This is a genomic window from Bradyrhizobium sp. BR 10289, from assembly GCF_019455385.1.
Lineage (GTDB): Bacteria > Pseudomonadota > Alphaproteobacteria > Rhizobiales > Xanthobacteraceae > Bradyrhizobium.
In genome coordinates this window covers 82,183-99,465 of sequence record NZ_JACOFR010000003.1, presented here as the reverse complement: position 1 = coordinate 99,465, position 17,283 = coordinate 82,183, and the positions used below count along the sequence as shown (strand labels likewise).

12 protein-coding genes are annotated in these 17,283 nt (G+C 65.2%); 4 read left to right on the top strand and 8 right to left on the bottom strand.

The genetic code is table 11. From position 1 onward, the window contains the following. Window positions 1-43 precede the first annotated feature (43 nt). The 4 genes from HYH08_RS07100 (at window position 44) to HYH08_RS07085 (ending at window position 7,115) form a co-directional block, all read left to right on the top strand. On the top strand, window positions 44-1,063 hold the full coding sequence (locus HYH08_RS07100) for an SAM-dependent methyltransferase (RefSeq protein WP_220009052.1): 1,020 nt from the start codon (window positions 44-46) through the stop codon (window positions 1,061-1,063). Between the two features lie 231 nt (window positions 1,064-1,294). Next, the gene (locus HYH08_RS07095) at window positions 1,295-2,488 is read left to right on the top strand and encodes an efflux RND transporter periplasmic adaptor subunit (RefSeq protein WP_220009051.1); all 1,194 of its coding nucleotides are present in this window, start codon (window positions 1,295-1,297) and stop codon (window positions 2,486-2,488) included. 218 nt (window positions 2,489-2,706) lie between these two features. Then, a complete protein-coding gene (locus HYH08_RS07090) occupies window positions 2,707-5,868 on the top strand; it encodes a multidrug efflux RND transporter permease subunit (protein WP_220009050.1) in 3,162 nt (1,053 codons plus the stop codon). Between the two features lie 119 nt (window positions 5,869-5,987). Then, window positions 5,988-7,115, top strand: a complete 1,128-nt coding sequence (locus HYH08_RS07085) for an AAA family ATPase (protein WP_220009049.1) — start codon at window positions 5,988-5,990, stop codon at window positions 7,113-7,115. Window positions 7,116-7,405: 290 nt separating this feature from the next. On the opposite strand, the gene HYH08_RS07080 is transcribed toward HYH08_RS07085, so the two are convergent. The 8 genes from HYH08_RS07080 to tkt all read right to left on the bottom strand — a co-directional run bounded on the left by HYH08_RS07080 (window position 7,406) and on the right by tkt (window position 17,035). Further along, the gene (locus HYH08_RS07080; RefSeq protein ID WP_220009048.1) at window positions 7,406-8,200 is read right to left on the bottom strand and encodes an inositol monophosphatase family protein; all 795 of its coding nucleotides are present in this window, start codon (window positions 8,198-8,200) and stop codon (window positions 7,406-7,408) included. Between the two features lie 84 nt (window positions 8,201-8,284). After that, complete coding sequence (locus HYH08_RS07075) at window positions 8,285-9,370, bottom strand: tetratricopeptide repeat protein (RefSeq protein WP_220009047.1); 1,086 nt, start codon at window positions 9,368-9,370, stop codon at window positions 8,285-8,287. Between the two features lie 8 nt (window positions 9,371-9,378). Next, a complete protein-coding gene (locus HYH08_RS07070; RefSeq protein WP_220009046.1) occupies window positions 9,379-10,053 on the bottom strand; it encodes a thiamine phosphate synthase in 675 nt (224 codons plus the stop codon). 3 nt (window positions 10,054-10,056) lie between these two features. Continuing rightward, window positions 10,057-11,082, bottom strand: a complete 1,026-nt coding sequence (locus HYH08_RS07065) for a class I fructose-bisphosphate aldolase (RefSeq protein ID WP_220009045.1) — start codon at window positions 11,080-11,082, stop codon at window positions 10,057-10,059. A 321-nt stretch (window positions 11,083-11,403) separates the two neighbouring features. Further along, window positions 11,404-12,471, bottom strand: a complete 1,068-nt coding sequence (gene fba / locus HYH08_RS07060; protein WP_220009044.1) for a class II fructose-bisphosphate aldolase — start codon at window positions 12,469-12,471, stop codon at window positions 11,404-11,406. A 52-nt stretch (window positions 12,472-12,523) separates the two neighbouring features. Then, complete coding sequence (locus tag HYH08_RS07055; protein ID WP_220009043.1) at window positions 12,524-13,720, bottom strand: phosphoglycerate kinase; 1,197 nt, start codon at window positions 13,718-13,720, stop codon at window positions 12,524-12,526. Between the two features lie 152 nt (window positions 13,721-13,872). Further along, complete coding sequence (gap, locus tag HYH08_RS07050; RefSeq protein WP_220009042.1) at window positions 13,873-14,880, bottom strand: type I glyceraldehyde-3-phosphate dehydrogenase; 1,008 nt, start codon at window positions 14,878-14,880, stop codon at window positions 13,873-13,875. Between the two features lie 172 nt (window positions 14,881-15,052). Continuing rightward, window positions 15,053-17,035, bottom strand: a complete 1,983-nt coding sequence (gene tkt, locus HYH08_RS07045) for a transketolase (RefSeq protein WP_220009041.1) — start codon at window positions 17,033-17,035, stop codon at window positions 15,053-15,055. Window positions 17,036-17,283 lie beyond the last annotated feature (248 nt).

Here is a 17,283-nt window from a genome sequence, read left to right as displayed (position 1 = left end):
TTGATACGCAGATGTCTGCAAAAGCTCGACATTCGGGGGACGCATGAGCGTCGTCACGGCGATCATCGGGACTGCCGAACGTGTGCCGTTACCGGATGTGGTGATGCGCGCCGCGATCCAGCGCCTGTGTTCTCGAACGGCGACGCGCCTCTCCATGCTGGGCGCCGCCGACGATGCCGCCTTCGCCGGACGGATGATGCTGCGGCCGGTCGCTGGCGAAGCGGACGCCGCGTATCGCGAGGCGCCGGCAACGTTCTTTGCGCAGGTGCTCGGCCCCAACCTCAAATACTCCTGCTGCTTCTACAAGACCGCTGCGACCACCCTCCAGGAGGCGGAGGAGGAGGCGCTGCGCCAGTCGGTCGAGCACGCCGGCATCGCCGACGGCCAGACCATCCTCGAACTCGGCTGCGGCTGGGGCTCGCTGTCGCTGTGGATGGCGCGGCAGTTTCCGCATGCGAAGATCACGGCAGTGTCGAACTCGCAGGCCCAGCGCGCCTATGTCGAGGACATGGCCCGGCAGCGCGGGCTCTCGAACCTGCGCGTCATCGCGGCCGACATGAACATGTTCGCGCCCGATGGCCGGTTCGACCGCATCGTCTCGATCGAGATGTTCGAGCAGATGCTGAACTGGCGCAAGCTGCTGACGCGCGTGCGCGCATGGCTCGCGCCGGAGGGGCGTTTCTTCATGCACGTGGTCACCCATCGCTGCGGCTCGCATCTATGCGACCGGAGCGATCGCGAGGACTGGATCGCGCAGCACATTTTCGCGGAAGGGCTGATGCCGAGCCATCACCTCATCAGGCAGTTCGACGACATCTTCGCGATCGAGAAGGAATGGTGCTGGAGCGGCACCCATTATCAGCGCACCGCGAGCGACTGGCTTGCCAATTTCGACGCGCATCGCAACACCATCGAGGCGGCCTTGCGCAACGTCCATGGCGAGGAGACCGCGCAGTGGATGCGGCGCTGGCGCTGGTTCCTGCTCGCGACCTCAGGCCTGTTCGGCTACGCCGACGGAACCGAATGGGGCGTCAGCCGCTACCGGATGAAGGCCGCCGAGTAATTGCGATCTTCTGTCGCAGCACGTCGCGATGGAACCTGGATAACAATCCGGTGAGTCCCGAAAAGCCCTAAAAACTCAGCACGATAAGCCGTGTGACATTGAGCCGCCCGCGCCATGCGTTGCGTCGCAATAAGTCCATTCTATTTTGACGGCATCAGCCGCGCGGAATCGCCCAGAACGGGCCCTGCGCGTCATGTGATCAGTTTCAACAACATCGGGGCACTTAACTTCATGTCAGGACTTCGCGCGCGAACGGCATGCGTTGCAATGATGCTCGCGGCCTTTACGCCGCTGCTCGGCGCCTGCGACGAATCCGTCTCTGCCGTCTCCGCTGCCCAGCCAGCCGATCCTGACGTCAGCATCGTCGTCGTAAAGCCGCAAGCTCGCGCGGTCGTGCGGGAGCTGCCGGGCCGCATTTCGCCGACGCGCATGTCCGATGTGCGGCCGCGCGTCTCCGGCATCGTGGTCGAACGCCTGTTCCGACAGGGCAGCGAGGTGAAGGCCGGCGATCCGCTCTATCGGATCGATCCGCGTCCGTTCGAGGTCGAGGTGATGGCGAACGAGGCCGCGCTCGCCAAGGCGGAGGCGGCCTTGATGCAGGCCAAGCAGCAGGCGCATCGCATCGCCACGCTGACCAGCCAGCGCGCGGCGCCCGAAGCCGAGAATGAGAAGGCCGTCGCCGCCGAGCGCCAGGCCCAGGCCGAGGTCGAGGGCCGCAAGGCCGAGCTCGCGCGCGCCAAGCTCAATCTCGATTATGCCACCGTGCGCGCGCCGATCGACGGCGTCGTTGGTGCCGCGCTCGTCAGTGAAGGTGCGCTCGCGGTGCAGAACGAGACCAATCTCGCCACCATTCAGCAGCTCGATCCGATCTATGCCGACTTCACCCAGTCGGTGACCGAGCTCAACCAGCTCCGCCGCGCCTTCGAGAGCGGCGACCTCGACCGCATCGCAGCCGATGCCGCCAAGGTGCGCCTCGTGCTCGACGACAACACGCTTTATTCGCTCGACGGCAAGCTGCTGTTCTCCGACGCCAAGGTCGACGCCCATACCGGCCAGGTGACCTTGCGCGGCGAGTTCCGCAATCCCAAGCGCGAGCTCTTGCCCGGCATGTATGTCCGCGTCCGCATCGACCAGGGGCTCGACAGCGATGCCATCGCAGTCCCGCAGCAGGCGATCCAGCGCAATGGCGGCGGCGGCAGCGAGGTGTTCGTCGTCAAGGACGATAACCGCGTCGCGGTGCAGCCGGTGCGCACCGGCTCGGTGCAGGACGGCGTCTGGTTCGTCACCGAGGGCTTGAAAGCCGGCGACAAGGTCGTGGTCGAAGGTTTTCAGAAGTTCGCCGCCGGCGACAAGGTCAAGCCGCAATCCTGGTCCGAGGCCGAGGCGAGCGCCGACAACAGGCACGCCCTCAAGGTCACGCGGTAACGCGCCATGCCGCCCGGAACACCTCTCCCGAAGGGAGAGGTCGGATCGCATCGGAGATGCGATCCGGGTGAGGGGTTACAGTTTCACTGGGCGCTGCGGCCCCTCACCCGGCTTGCACTGGACGATGCTTCGCATCGCCAGTTGCAATCCGACCTCTCCCCGCTGGGGAGAGGTGGACCTCATCGAGACCGAACGGAACAACGAGGGTAAAACGGCACATGCCGAGCTTCTTCATCGACAGGCCGATCTTCGCCTGGGTGGTCGCGCTGTTCATCTGTCTGATCGGCGCGATCGCGGTGCCGCTGCTGCCGATCGCGCAATATCCGATCATCGCGCCGCCCTCGATCTCGATCTCGACCAGCTATCCCGGCGCCTCGCCGGAAAACCTCTACAACAGCGTCACGCGGCTGATCGAGGAAGAGCTCAACGGCGCCTCCGGCATCCTCAATTTCGAATCGACCAGCGACTCGCTCGGCCAGGTCGAGATTATCGCCAACTTCCAGCCGGGCACCGACACCAGCGCGGCTTCCGTCGAGGTGCAGAACCGTATCAAGCGCGTCGAAGCGCGCCTGCCGCGCGCGGTGATCCAGCAGGGCATTTTGATCGAGGAAGCCTCGAGCGCGGTGCTCCAGATCATCACGCTGAACTCGACCGACGGCAGCCTCGACGAGGTCGGCCTCGGCGACTTCATGATCCGCAACGTGCTCGGCGAGATTCGCCGCATCCCCGGCGTCGGCCGCGCCACGCTCTATTCGACCGAGCGCTCGCTGCGCGTCTGGGTGGATCCCGCAAAACTCGTCGGCTACGGGCTGACCGCCGACGACGTCAACAAGGCCATCGCCGCGCAGAACGCGCAGGTCGCGTCCGGCAGCATCGGCGCCGAGCCGTCGACCTCGAGCCAGCGCACGTCGGCGCTGGTGCTGGTGAAAGGCCAGCTCTCTTCGCCGGATGAATTCGGCGCGATCATCCTGCGCGCCAATGCCGATGGTTCCACCGTCCGCCTGCGCGACGTTGCGCGCATCGAGGTCGGCGGCCTCAGCTACCAGTTCAATACCCGTCTCGACGGCAAGCCGACCGCCGGTCTGTCCGTGCTGATGTCGCCGACCGGCAATGCGCTGGCGACTGCGAGCGCGGTCGAGGAGAAGATGAAGGAGCTGTCGCGCTTCTTCCCCGCGAACATCTCCTACGAGATCCCTTACAACATCACGCCCGTGGTCGAGGCCTCGATCAAGAAGGTGCTGACGACGCTGCTCGAAGCCGTGGTGCTGGTGTTCGTGGTAATGTTCCTGTTCCTGCAGAACATCCGCTATACCATCATCCCGACCATCGTGGTGCCGGTGGCGCTGCTGGGCGCGTGTACCGTTCTGCTGCTCGCCGGCTATTCCATCAACATGCTCTCGATGTTCGGCATGGTGCTCGCGGTCGGCATCCTGGTCGACGACGCCATCGTCGTGGTCGAGAACGTCGAACGCATCATGGCCGAGGAAGGTCTGCCGCCGAAGGAGGCGACGCGCAAGGCAATGTCGCAGATCACCGGCGCCATCATCGGCATCACGCTGGTGCTGATGGCGGTGTTCGTGCCGATGGCGTTCTTCCCGGGCTCGGTCGGCATCATCTACCGGCAGTTCTCGGTGACGATGGTGGCCGCGATCGGCTTCTCCGCCTTCCTCGCACTGTCGCTGACGCCGGCGTTGTGCGCGACCTTGCTCAAGCCGATTGCCAAGGGGCACGGCCACTCGACCAATGTCGTGTTCCGCCGCTTCAATCATTGGCTCGAAGCGTGCCGGCTTCGCTACGAAAGCACCGTCGGCTTCTCGCTGAAGCGCACCGGCCGCCTGATGCTGGTCTATGTTGCGCTGCTGGCTGGTCTGTCCTGGGCCTTCATCAACCTGCCCGGCGGCTTCTTACCCGTCGATGACCAGGGCTTTGTCACCACCGACGTGCAGACGCCTTCGGATTCGTCCTACGGCCGCACCGAGGCCGTGATCGAGAAGGTGGAAAAATATCTGGCGCAGCGGCCGGGTGTCGACAACGTCACCTTCCTCACCGGCTTCAGCTTCTCCGGCCAGGGCATGAACACCGCGCAGGCCTTCATCACGCTGAAGGACTGGTCCGAGCGCGGGCCGCAGGATTCCGCCGCCGCGATCGTCAACGACATCAACCGCGATCTCGGCGCCTCGATCCGCGACGCAAAAATCTCCGCGCTGCAGCCGCCGCCGATCGACAATCTCGGCAATTCTTCCGGCTTCTCGTTCCGCCTCCAGGACCGCGGCCAGAAGGGCTATCCCGCCCTGATGCGTGCCGCCGACCAGCTGATCGCGGAAGCCAATGCGAGCCCGGTGCTGCAGAAGGTCTATGTCGAAGGCCTGCCCGAAGCGGGCGTGGTCAATCTCGTGATCGACCGCGAGAAGGCCGGCGCCTTCGGCGTCACCTTCGAGGACATCAACAACACGATCTCGACCAATCTCGGCTCGAACTACATCAACGACTTCCCGAACCGCGGCCGCATGCAGCGCGTCGTGGTGCAGGCCGATGCGAGAGATCGCATGCGGACCGAGGACATTCTCAATTACAACGTCAAGAACAGCCGCGGCCAGCTGGTGCCGTTCTCGTCCTTCGCCACGGTCGAATGGGCTCGCGGCCCCACACAAATCGCCGGCTTCAACTATTATCCGGCGGTGCGCATCTCCGGCGAAGCCAAGCCCGGCTTCACCTCGGGCGATGCCATCGCGGAAATGGAACGGCTAGCAGGAAAACTGCCGCGCGGCTTCGGCTATGAATGGACCGGCCAGTCGCTGCAGGAAAAACTGTCGGGCTCGCAGGCGCCGTTCCTGCTCGCGCTCTCGATCTTCGTGGTATTCCTGTGTCTCGCCGCACTCTACGAGAGCTGGACCATTCCGCTGGCAGTGCTGCTCACCGTGCCGCTCGGCATCGTCGGCGCCGTGATCGCGGCGATGCTGCGCGGCCTGCCCAACGACGTCTATTTCACCGTCGGCCTCATCACCATCATCGGCCTCGCCGCCAAGGACGCGATCCTGATCATCGAATTCGCCAAGGATTTGCGCAAAGAGGGCAAGCCGCTGGTGGAAGCCACCATCGAAGCCTGCCGCCTGCGCTTCCGCCCGATCCTGATGACCGGCCTTGCCTTCATCTGCGGCGTGCTCCCCATGGCCATCGCCCACGGCGCCGGCGGCGCCAGCCAGCAGGCGCTCGGCAGCGTCGTGATGGGCGGCATGATCGCGGTCGTGATCCTCGCGCTCTTGATGGTGCCGGTGTTCTTCGTCTCGGTGCAGCGCGTGCTGGCGGGCGATCGGGAGCCGAAGGCAGCGAAGGACGGCGAGGCGTATGGACCGCCGGCGCCGGCACGAGCCGGCCACTGAACGTCGGCTCGGTCCGGCTTGCTTTCGCGTGAGCGTCGATCCAGACTACACGCCTGGATTGAAGGAGTGTGTACGCACTGCACGGCGAACGCACACAGCCTGCCGATTGAGAGCATGTGATGCGTCCGACCGACATTGGGATCTCGAATTATCGCTCCATCCGGCGGCTCTCCATCCCCATCCATCCCCTGTCCGTGTTCATCGGCGAGAATGGTGTCGGCAAGTCCAATCTTTACAAATCCTTGTCGCTTTTGCGCGACGCGGCGACGGGGCGGATCACGCGCACGATCGCTGACGAAGGCGGATTGGATTCGGTCTGCTGGTCAGGCATCCGCAAACGCGGCGAGGATGGGCGACTGCGCTTATCGGCCAGATTCGACCGCCTCAAATATTCCATCGAGATCGGATTTCCCAGCCCGGTTGCGGCGGCGTTTGCCGGTGAACCGATGATCAAGGAAGAAAGCATCCAGGCGACGCAGGGCAAGCGAACGGTTGTGCTGATGGAGCGGAAGAATTCGCTCGTCAACGTCCGCGACGACAGCGGCACATGGAGCAGCCACAAGGATGCGGTGCTGCCGTCCGAGACCGCGCTCGCGGGATTCTACGACGGCAAGTCATGTCCCGAGATCGACCTGGTCCGAAACGCAATGCTCGGATGGCGGTTCTACCACGACTTCCGCACCGATCCGGCGTCAGCGATTCGAAAGCCGTGTCTGGCGATCACGACGCCCTCGCTCAGTGCCGATGGCAGCGATCTGGCTGCGGCGCTGGCGACGCTCTATACCATCAGGGGAGATGCGACCGACCTGCAGGATGCAATCCAGGATGCGTTCCCCGGCGCCGAGCTCCGCGCATGGGAGCAGGGCGGCCTGTGCGAATTCGACCTGCAGCTGGAAGACATGCCGCGGCCATTCAGGGCTCATGAACTCTCCGATGGGACGCTGAAATACATCTGCCTGCTCGCCGTGTTCATGGGCTATCGGCTGCCCCCGTTCATCGCGCTGAACGAGCCCGAGACCAGCCTGCATCCCTCGCTGCTGGCGCCATTGGCCCGCCTCATCGCCAGGGCCTCGAGCCGCGCCGACATCTGGATCGTCACCCATTCGGAACAGCTGATGGAAGCATTGCGAAACGAGAGCGCGGTCCCGCTCCGCCGTGTCATCAAGCAGAAAGGCGCGACGACGATCGAAGGCCTCACGCTCGGCGGCGAATATCGCGACGAGGAAGGCGACGAAGACGACGCTTGATCGCTGCGGGTCAAGCTGCCGTCGATCAAGTGCAAGGCAACAGACCGGTAAGGGACGCACGCCGTCTCACTCCCTCGCCCCGTTCTTACGGGGAGAGGGTGGGGTGAGGGGCTGTTTCCGCAAACTCGCTTTTCATGTTGCGCTCAGAGCGCCCGCGCCACGGTCCTGTGCGCCGGATCGACTGTCGGCCCCGGCTGACGTCCTGCCTTGCCCTCACCCGGATTGCACTGGACGATGCTTCGCATCGCCAGATGCCATCCGACCTCTCCCCGCGGAAGAGCGGGGAGAGGTTAAGTCGCGGGCTTCCTCAAAATCTTCACCAACTCCCCGTGCACGTACTCATTCCCGCACACGACATTCCCGGTCACCAGCGCATCCCCCGGCGTCGCAATATCGCTCACCGTCCCACCGGCCTCGCGCACCATCAGCATACCGGCGGCAATATCCCACGACTGCAAATTCCGCTCCCAATAGCCATCCAGCCGCCCCGCCGCGACAAAGGCCAGATCGAGCGAGGCGGCGCCGAAGCGGCGGAGGCCGGCGACGCGGTCCTGGATTGCGGTCATCTCGCGGCGGAATTCCTCGTGGTCGCCGCGGCCGATATGGGGCAGGCCGCAGGCCACCACGCATTCGTTGAGCTGGCGGCGGCCGGCGACGCGCAGGCGCTGGTCGTTGAGGAAGGCGCCCTTGCCGCGCTCTGCAATGTAGAGCTCGTCATTGGCGGGGTTGTAGATCACGCCAGCGATCACCGTGCCCTCGCGCACGAGGCCGATCGAGATCGCGAATTGCGGGATGCCGTGCAGGAAGTTGGTGGTGCCGTCGAGCGGATCGACGATCCAGGTGTGGCTCTTGTCGCTGCCTTCGCGGGTGCCGCCTTCCTCGCCGATGAAGCCGTAGCCAGGCCGGGCCTTGGCGAGGTCCTGGTACAAAATCTCCTCGGCGCGCTTGTCGGCGAGCGAGACGAAATTGGCCGGCCCCTTCAGCGAGACCTGCAGATGCTCGATCTCGCCGAGATCGCGCTTGAGGCTGCGGCCGGCGCGGCGCGCGGCCTTGACCATGACGTTGATAGTTGCGGAATACAGCATGAGCTCTGGTCTTGATCGGGGGAAGGGGCGCAAAACCGCGCCATTTGAAGGAATTGGGTGCCCTGCGAGGGGCTCAAGGTCAAGTCATTTGGTCCCGAGCCACTTTTTGGCGCCGGCTTCGGCCTTGGAGCGGTCCTCGGCGGGCAGGTCGGAGAATTGCTTGTCGAGCTCCGGATCGCCCTTGCCTGATGTCTTGGCCACCAGGTGCCATTTGAAACCCTCGACCTTGTCCACGGACGTGCCCATGCCGTTGATCAGCACCCAGGCCAGCCGGTTCTGCGCGATGGCGCTGCCCTGGCGGGCCGCCTTGCGGAGCAACGCGACGGCGGCCGGCTGGTTCTTCGGCGTGCCGGTGCCGTTGAACAGCGCGATGGCATATTCGACCTCGGCATCGACATTGTCGGCGAGCGAGGCCGCCTGGAGCAGCCGCGCGGCCATGGCCGGGTCCTTCGGCACGCCGGTGCCTTCCTTGTAGAAGGTCGCGAGCGCATATTGCGCTTCGGGCAGGCCGGCATCGGAGGCCTGGCGCAGCAGCTCGGCGGCGCGCTTGACGTCCTGCGGCAGAGTCTGACCGTCGAGATAAAGCAGCGCCAGATTATAGGCCGCCTTGGGCTCGCCGAGCTTGGCCGCGGAGGCCATCAGCTTGACCGCTTCACCCTTGTCGACCGGGCCGCCGCGGCCGGACATCCGCAGCATCGCGAGCGCGAACATCGCCTCGCGGTCGCCGGCCTCGGACGCGCGCTTGTACCATTCCAGCGCCTTGGCGTAGTCGCGGCGGATGCCCATGGCGTTGGAATAGAGCTCGCCCAGCATGGTCATCGCCTTGGGATCGCCGTTCGCGGCACGGGTCTTGGCAAGGTCGAACGCGGTCTTGTACTGGCCGCGCTGATAGGCGCCGAACACCAGGTCGACGCCGGGCGTGTCCGGTTCAGGCGCGGGGATCACGGTCGCGGGCAGCGCCGGTTTGGGCGAGGCTGTGGGTTTCGGCGAGGCCGACGGTTTTGGCGCTGGCGCGGCTTCCTTTTTCTTGGCAGGCGGAGGCGTCGGCTTGGGCTTGGGTTTCTCGGCCGCAGGCGGCGGCGTTGCCGCCGGCGGCGTGATCTGGAGCTGCGCGGCCGCGGGAGTCGCGAGCAGCAGCGTAGCCAAAATGGTGATGCGCGGAAGCTTCATGTCGGGGGCTAGCCGTGCTCCTGGCCCGCAGGCGCGGCTGCAAAACCCTTCTTGATCGCGGCATCCGCATCGATCAGCGCGGCCTTGGGCCCGCGCGGATCGGCCCAGATGAAGTCGCCGACCAACACGAAATCGGCGCCGCTCGCGGCAAAGTCGTGGGCCTCTTCCAGCGAGGTCGCAAAGCCGACGCAGGGCGGCTCGAACAGCTCGGCCCACCAGTCCAGCCGCTCCGCGATCGCCTGCGACGACGGCCGCTGGCCCTTCGCGTCGGGCTCGCCGAACAGTACGTAGTCCGCGCCGATCTCGCCCGCATCCATGGAATGGTGCCGCGTCGTTAGTCCGCCGACGCCGGCGATGCGATCCGGCTTGAGCGAGGGCAGCGCCTCTTTCAGCGCGGCGATGCCGGGCAGGTGTGCGCCGTCGGCGCCGCCGCGCGCGACGATGTCGGGATGGCCGTCGACCAGCAGCGCGGCGCCCGCCTTCTGCACTGGTGGCGCCAGCGCCTTGACGCGCGTGATCATGCTGCGCTGGTCGGTTTCCTTCAGCCGCAGCAGCACGGCCGCGACGTCGGCGGCAGCGAGCAGCGCCGGCAGCTCGGCGACAAGCGCTGCGGGATCATCGACGATGGGCGTCGCGAGATAAAGACGCGGCGCCGGGCGCGGCGGAGGCGGTTTGTTCGACAAGATCTAGGCTGCCTTCTTTTCCAGGCTGCTTTGCCATTCGCCCCTGGAAGCGAGGCCGTTCATGCGGGCGCGATGACTGAATGCGGCTTGACCCGCGGCGACATTCTCAGGCCTGCCGGACCAGGCCTTCTGCGGCGCCGCCTGCAGCGCCCGGCCATAGGAGAAGGTCAGGCCCCAGGGCAGCGGGCCGAGCTTGTGCATGGCATTGAGATGCGCGGTCGCCTCCTCGTCGGACTGGCCGCCGGACAGGAAGGCGATGCCGGGCACCGCCGCCGGCACGCAGGCCTTCAGCAGCCGGATCGTCTTCTCCGCGACCTCCTCGACCGAGGCCTGCTTCGGTGACTTCTTGCCAGGGATCGCCATGTTCGGCTTCAGCACCATGCCTTCGAGCGCGACGCGCTGGACGCGCAATTCCTGGAACGTCTTGTTCAGCACGCGGCTCGTCACCTCATAGCAGCGGTCGATGTCGTGGTCGCCGTCCATCAGCACCTCCGGCTCGACGATCGGCACGATCTGCGCGGCCTGGCACAGCGCGGCATAGCGCGCCAGCGCATGGGCGTTGACGCCGATTGCGGTCATCGAGGGAATGCCGTGGCCGATATCGATCACCGCGCGCCATTTGGCAAAACGCGCGCCGCGCTCATAATATTTCTTCAGCCGCTCGGCGAGCTTGTCGAGTCCGACGGTGACTGTTTCACCCGGGCACATCGGCAGGGCTTGCGTGCCCTCGTCGACCTTGATGCCGGGAATGGCGCCGCTTTGTTCGATCAGCTTGACCAGCGGCGTGCCGTCCTTGGCATCCTGCCAGATCGTCTCGTCATAGAGGATCACGCCGGAGATGTACTGGTTCATCGCCTCCTTGGAGCGGAACAGCATCTCGCGATAGTCGCGGCGATTGGCTTCCGTCGATTCCACGCCGATCGCGTCGAAGCGCTTCTTGATGGTGCCCGAGGATTCGTCGGCGGCAAGGATGCCCTTGCCGGGCGCAACCATGGCAGTCGCGATTTTGTTGAGCTCAGTCAGATTCATCGAGAGGTCCTCCCAAAACGATTCTGCCCTTGCCCGTGAAAATAGACCGTTCTCGGGCAATTGCCGAGTTAACGTTGGTCGCAGGGGCAGGGGAGGGAGGTCGCCGGGTAAAATGGTTGGAGGGCTGGGCGCCCCTTTACCTCGCCCCGCTTGCGGGGAGAGGTCGGATTTTTACGCGTAGCGTGAAATCCGGGTGAGGGGGTACAGGTCTATCGAGAGGGCACGGCTCGCGGAGAGAGCCCCTCACCCCGCCCTCTCCCCGCGAAGAGCGGGGCGAGGGAGACGATAGAGCGTGCTCGCCTTACGCCACCACGCGATCGCTTACGCGACGCGGGGATCCAGCTCGCCCTTGGCGTAGCGCTTGGCCATCTCGGCGGTGGTCAGGACCTTCTTGATCTTGGAGGCCTGCCCGGCGGTATTGAACTCCTGGAGCCGCTGCTTGCACAGCTTGGTCATCGCTTCCATTGCCGGCTTCAGGTACTTGCGCGGGTCGAACTCTTCCGGGTGCTCCTTGAACACCTTGCGGATCTGGCCGGTCATGGCCATGCGGTTGTCGGTGTCGATGTTGATCTTGCGCACGCCGTGCTTGATGCCGCGCTGGATCTCGGCGACGGGCACGCCCCAGGTCGGCTTCATCTTGCCGCCGTACTCGTTGATGATGTCCTGCAAATCCTGCGGCACCGAGGAGGAGCCGTGCATGACCAGATGCGTGTTCGGCAGCTTGCGGTGGATCTCCTCGATCACGTTCATGGCGAGGATGTCGCCATCGGGCTTGCGGGTAAATTTGTAAGCGCCGTGAGAGGTGCCCATCGCGATGGCGAGCGCGTCGACCTTGGTCTCCTGCACGAACTTGACGGCCTCGTCCGGATTGGTCAGGAGCTGGTCGTGGGAAAGCTTGCCTTCGGCGCCGTGGCCGTCTTCCTTGTCGCCCATACCTGTTTCGAGCGAGCCGAGCACGCCAAGCTCGCCCTCGACCGAGATGCCGCCGAGATGGGCCATGTCGGTCACGGTCTTGGTGACGCCGACATTGTAGGCCCAGTCGGCCGGGCTCTTGCCGTCGGCCTTGAGCGAGCCGTCCATCATGACCGAGGTGAAGCCGGCCTGGATCGCGGTCATGCAGGTCGCGGCCTCGTTGCCGTGGTCGAGATGCACGCAGACCGGGATGTGCGGATAGATCTCGGTCACCGCGTCCATCATGTGCTTGAGCATGATGTCGTTGGCGTAGGAGCGGGCGCCGCGCGAGGCCTGGATGATGACGGGCGCGTCGACCTGGTTGGCCGCGTCCATGATCGCCAGCGCCTGCTCCATGTTGTTGATGTTGAAGGCCGGTACGCCGTAATCGTTCTCAGCCGCATGGTCGAGCAATTGACGCAACGTGATCCGAGCCATCTGTGTTTTTCTCCCGTTTGGCCCTTGGGGCCGCTAGCTGTTCGCCGATGAATTACTTGGTCCGAAGCACTTCGACGCCGGGCAGGGGCTTGCCTTCCATCCATTCAAGAAATGCGCCACCGGCCGTCGAGACGTAAGTGAATTGACCGGCCACCTGTGCCTGGTTGAGGGCCGCGACGGTGTCGCCGCCGCCCGCGATCGAGATTAGCTTCTTCGCCTTGGTGCGTTCCGCCGCATGCTTGGCCGCCGCCACGGTGCCGCGGTCGAACGGCTGCATCTCGAAGGCCCCGAGCGGTCCGTTCCAGACCAGCGTCGCCGCATCGTCGATGGCGGCGTGAACGCGCGCGATCGATTGCGGGCCGACGTCGAGGATCATGCCGTCGGCGGGAATCGCATCGAGCCCGTAGGCGTGCGAGGGCGCGTTGGCCGCGAAGTGGTAGGCGACGGTGGCATCGACGGGGAGGATGATCGCGCAATTGGCGGCTTCCGCCTTCTCCATGATGCGCAGCGCGGTCGGTGCGAGATCTTTTTCGGCCAGCGACTTGCCGACCGCGACGCCCTGGGCGTGCAGGAAGGTGTTGGCCATGCCGCCGCCGATCACCAGCGCATCGACCTTGGTGACGAGGTTTTCCAGCAGGTCGATCTTGGTCGAGACCTTGGCGCCGCCGATGATGGCGATGACCGGCTTGGTCGGCGAGCCCAGCGCCTTCTCCAGTGCGTCGAGCTCGGCCTGCATGGTGCGGCCGGCATAGGCCGGCAATTTGTGGCCGAGCCCTTCGGTCGAGGCGTGGGCGCGGTGCGCGGCCGAGAAGGCGTCGCTGACCCAGATGTCGCCGAGCTTGGCAAGCTCCGCGACGAAGGCCGGATCGTTCTTCTCTTCCTCTTTGTGGAAGCGGGTGTTTTCCAGGCACAGGATGTCGCCGTCCTTCAGCGCAGCCACGGCCTTGGCCGCGGGCTCGCCGATGCAGTCATCGGCAAAGGCGACGGGCTTGTTCACGACCTTCGCCAGGGCTTCCGCCACCGGCTTCAGCGAGTCCTTGGCATCGCGGCCCTTGGGTCGGCCGAAATGCGCGAGCAGGATGACCTTGCCGCCCTTGTCGGAGATTTCGGTGATGGTCGGCGCGACGCGCTCGAGCCGGGTCGCGTCGCTGACGCGGCCATTGTCCATGGGCACGTTGAGATCGACGCGCAGCAGCACGCGTTTGCCCTTCACGTCGACGTCGTCGAGGGTGCGGAATTTGTTGGTCATCGGACGCTTCCTTGTCCCGGGCGCTGCTAGCGGCGCAAAGCGCCGCTGCGCAGAACCGGGACCCATGTTGCTGCGAGTCCCGCTGTGAAATGGGTCCCGGCTCTGCGACGCAGCGTTTCACGCTGCATCGCGTCCGGGACACGAGAGCGGCGTTAGATCACCTTCGACATCGCGACAGCGGTGTCGGCCATGCGGTTCGAGAAGCCCCACTCGTTGTCGTACCAGGACATCACGCGCACCAGCGTGCCGTTCTGCACCTTGGTCTGGTCCTCGTGGAAGGTCGAGGAGTGCGGGTCGTGGTTGAAGTCGATCGAGACGTTCGGCGCGGTGGTGTAGCCGAGGATGCCCTTGAGCTGCTGCTCGCTGGCCCGCTTCATCGCCGCGTTGACTTCCTTGGCGTTGGTTGAGCGCTTGGCAACGATCTTGAGGTCGACCACCGAGACGTTCGGGGTCGGCACGCGGATCGCGACGCCATCGAGCTTGCCCTTGAGTTCGGGCAGCACCAGGCCGATCGCCTTGGCGGCGCCGGTCGAGGTCGGGATCATCGACATCGCCGCCGCGCGGCCGCGGTAGAGATCCTTGTGCAGCGTGTCCAGCGTCGGCTGGTCGCCGGTGTAGGCGTGGATCGTGGTCATGAAGCCGGTCTCGATGCCGACGAGGTCGTTCAGCACCTTGGCGACCGGTGCGAGACAGTTGGTGGTGCAGGAGCCGTTCGAGACCACCATGTGGTCCTTGGTCAGCGTCTCGTGGTTGACGCCATAGACGATGGTGGCGTCGGCGCCGTCGGCGGGCGCGGACACCAGCACGCGCTTGGCGCCGGCGGTGAGGTGCGCCGAGGCCTTGTCCTTCGAGGTGAAGATGCCGGTGCACTCCATCGCGATGTCGACGCCGAGATCCTTCCAGGGCAGCTTCGAGGGATCGCGCTCGGCGGTCACCTTGATCTTGTTAGCCCCGAGGCTGATCGAGTCGCCATCGACGGTGACGGTGCCGGGGAAGCGGCCATGGACGCTGTCGAAGCGGAGGAGATGGGCGTTGGTCTCGACCGGACCGAGGTCGTTGATGCCGACGACCTCGATGTCCTTGCGGCCGGACTCGGCGATGGCCCGCAGGATGTTACGGCCGATGCGGCCAAAACCGTTAATGCCGACGCGGACTGCCATGTTTCATCTCCTTGTGACCGTTCAATGACGGGTTCGATAACGCCTAGCCACCCTGCACAACGCGCTTGTAACGCGCCTGCGAGGGTTTTTTAGGGGCGGACGCCCGGTTCGGCCGGGCGGTGCTTGATCATATGAGAGACTAGGTAGTCCTTTTTTTTGGCAAGCTCAACACTCAGGAAACGCGCTTCAGGACAGCGTTAACCGCAGCCTCGGCGGTAATGCCGAAATGCGGGAAGATCTTGTTGAGCGGGGCACTGGCGCCGAAGGAATGCATGCCCACGAATTCGCCATCCTGGCCGATCACGGCATCCCAGCCCCAGCGCACCGCGGCCTCGATCGCGACCTTCACCGGCGCGTTGCCGATGATGGCGTCGCGGCGCTCCTTTGGTTGCGCTAACAACAGCTCGAGCGAGGGCACCGAAACCACCCGTGTCGGAATGCCGCGCTCGGCAAGCTGCTTCTGGGCGGCGACAGCCATCTCGACTTCGGAACCGGAGGCGAACAGCGTGGCCTTGGCTTCGCCTTGGGCTGCCACCAGCTCGTAGGCGCCGTACTGGCAGGGATTCTCGTTCACGCTGGTGCGGAGCTGCGGCAGGTTCTGCCGCGTCAGCGCCAGCACGGTCGGGCCGTCGATACGGTTCAGCGCCAGCTCCCAGCACTCGGCAACCTCGATGGCATCGCAGGGGCGGAACACGCGCATGTTCGGAATGGCGCGCAGCGCCGAGAGATGCTCCACCGGCTGGTGGGTCGGGCCGTCCTCGCCGAGGCCGATCGAGTCGTGCGTCATCACATAGACGACGCCGGCGCCCATCAACGCGGCGAGGCGCATCGCCGGACGCGCATAATCGGTGAACACCAGGAAGGTCGCCCCGTTCGGCGCAAAGCCACCGTGCAGGAAGATGCCGTTCATTGCCGCCGCCATGCCGTGCTCGCGGATGCCGTAATGGATGAAGCGGCCCTTCGGCGTCTTGGCCGAGAAGGCAGTCGCCGACTTCGCCTTGTTGTTGTTGGAGCCGGTGAGGTCGGCGGAGCCTGCGAGGAATTCCATCGGCATCGCGCCGGCGATCACCTCGATCACGGCTTCGGAGGATTTGCGGGTCGCCGCTGTCATCGGCTTTTCCAGCAGCTCCTTCTTGTAGGCTTTGAACGCCTTCGCCAGCGCCGCGGGCCGCTCGTGACGGAGCCGCCGCTCGAACTCGGCGCGCTTGCGGCTGCCGAGCTCGCCGAGCCGCGCTTCCCACTCCTGCCGCGCTGAGGCACCACGAGAGCCGGCTGCGCGCCAAGCCTTCAGCACGTCGTCCGGCACTGAGAACGGCTCCAGCGAAATGCCGAGATTTTCCTTGGCGGCCTTCAGCTCGTCGGCGCCGAGCGCCTCGCCGTGCACCTTGTTGGTGCCCTGCTTGTGCGGTGCGCCGAAGCCGATCGTGGTGCGGCAGGCGATCAGCGTCGGCTTGTTGGATTTCAGCGCGCGGGTGATCGCGGCGGCGATCGCAGCCTGATCGTGGCCGTCGATCTTCTCGGCGGCCCAGCCTGCGGACTTGAAGCGCTTCACCTGGTCGACGGAATCGGAGATCGAGGTCGGGCCGTCGATCGAGATGCCGTTGTCATCGTAGAGCACGATCAGCTTGTTGAGCTTCCAGTGCCCGGCCAGCGCGATCGCCTCCTGCGACACGCCCTCCATCAGGTCGCCGTCGGACGCCAGCACATAGGTGTGGTGGTCGACGATCTTCTTGCCGAACTCGGCCGCGAGCATTTTCTCGGCGAGCGCCATGCCGACCGCGGTCGAGATGCCCTGGCCGAGCGGACCGGTGGTGGTCTCGATGCCCTTGGTGTGGCCGTGCTCGGGATGGCCAGGGGTCAGCGATCCCAATTGGCGGAAGTTCTTGAGCTGGTCGATCGTCATCTCGGGGCTGCCGAGGAGGTGCAGCAGCGAGTAGAGCAGCATCGAGCCGTGGCCTGCGGAGAGCACGAAGCGGTCGCGGTCGGGCCAGTCGGTCGCAGCGATGTCGAATTTCAGGAACTGCGTGAACAGCACGGTGGCGATGTCGGCGGCGCCCATCGGCAGGCCCGGATGGCCCGATTTCGCCTTTTCGACAGCGTCCATCGAAAGGCCACGGATCGCGTTGGCCATGCGGTTGTGGTCGACTTGCGTCATGTCTGAAATCCGTCTGAAATGAGGCGCTTGGCGGGTGGTGCGGGCCGCGTGGAGGGAGCCTTTCGGCCGCTGGGTCGGGGCTGGGATAGCACCTCGGTTCCGGGAGTCCAAGGCAATCAAACGCGCCACAGCGCGAAAAGCTGCTTATCGGTGCATAGTTTCGCGGCGGCGTTGCGCAAGGCTAGCTTGCCACGTAAATTTCTGCTTCTAACCGCTTGCCGAACCGAGTCTTTTGCCGGACGGCAAGC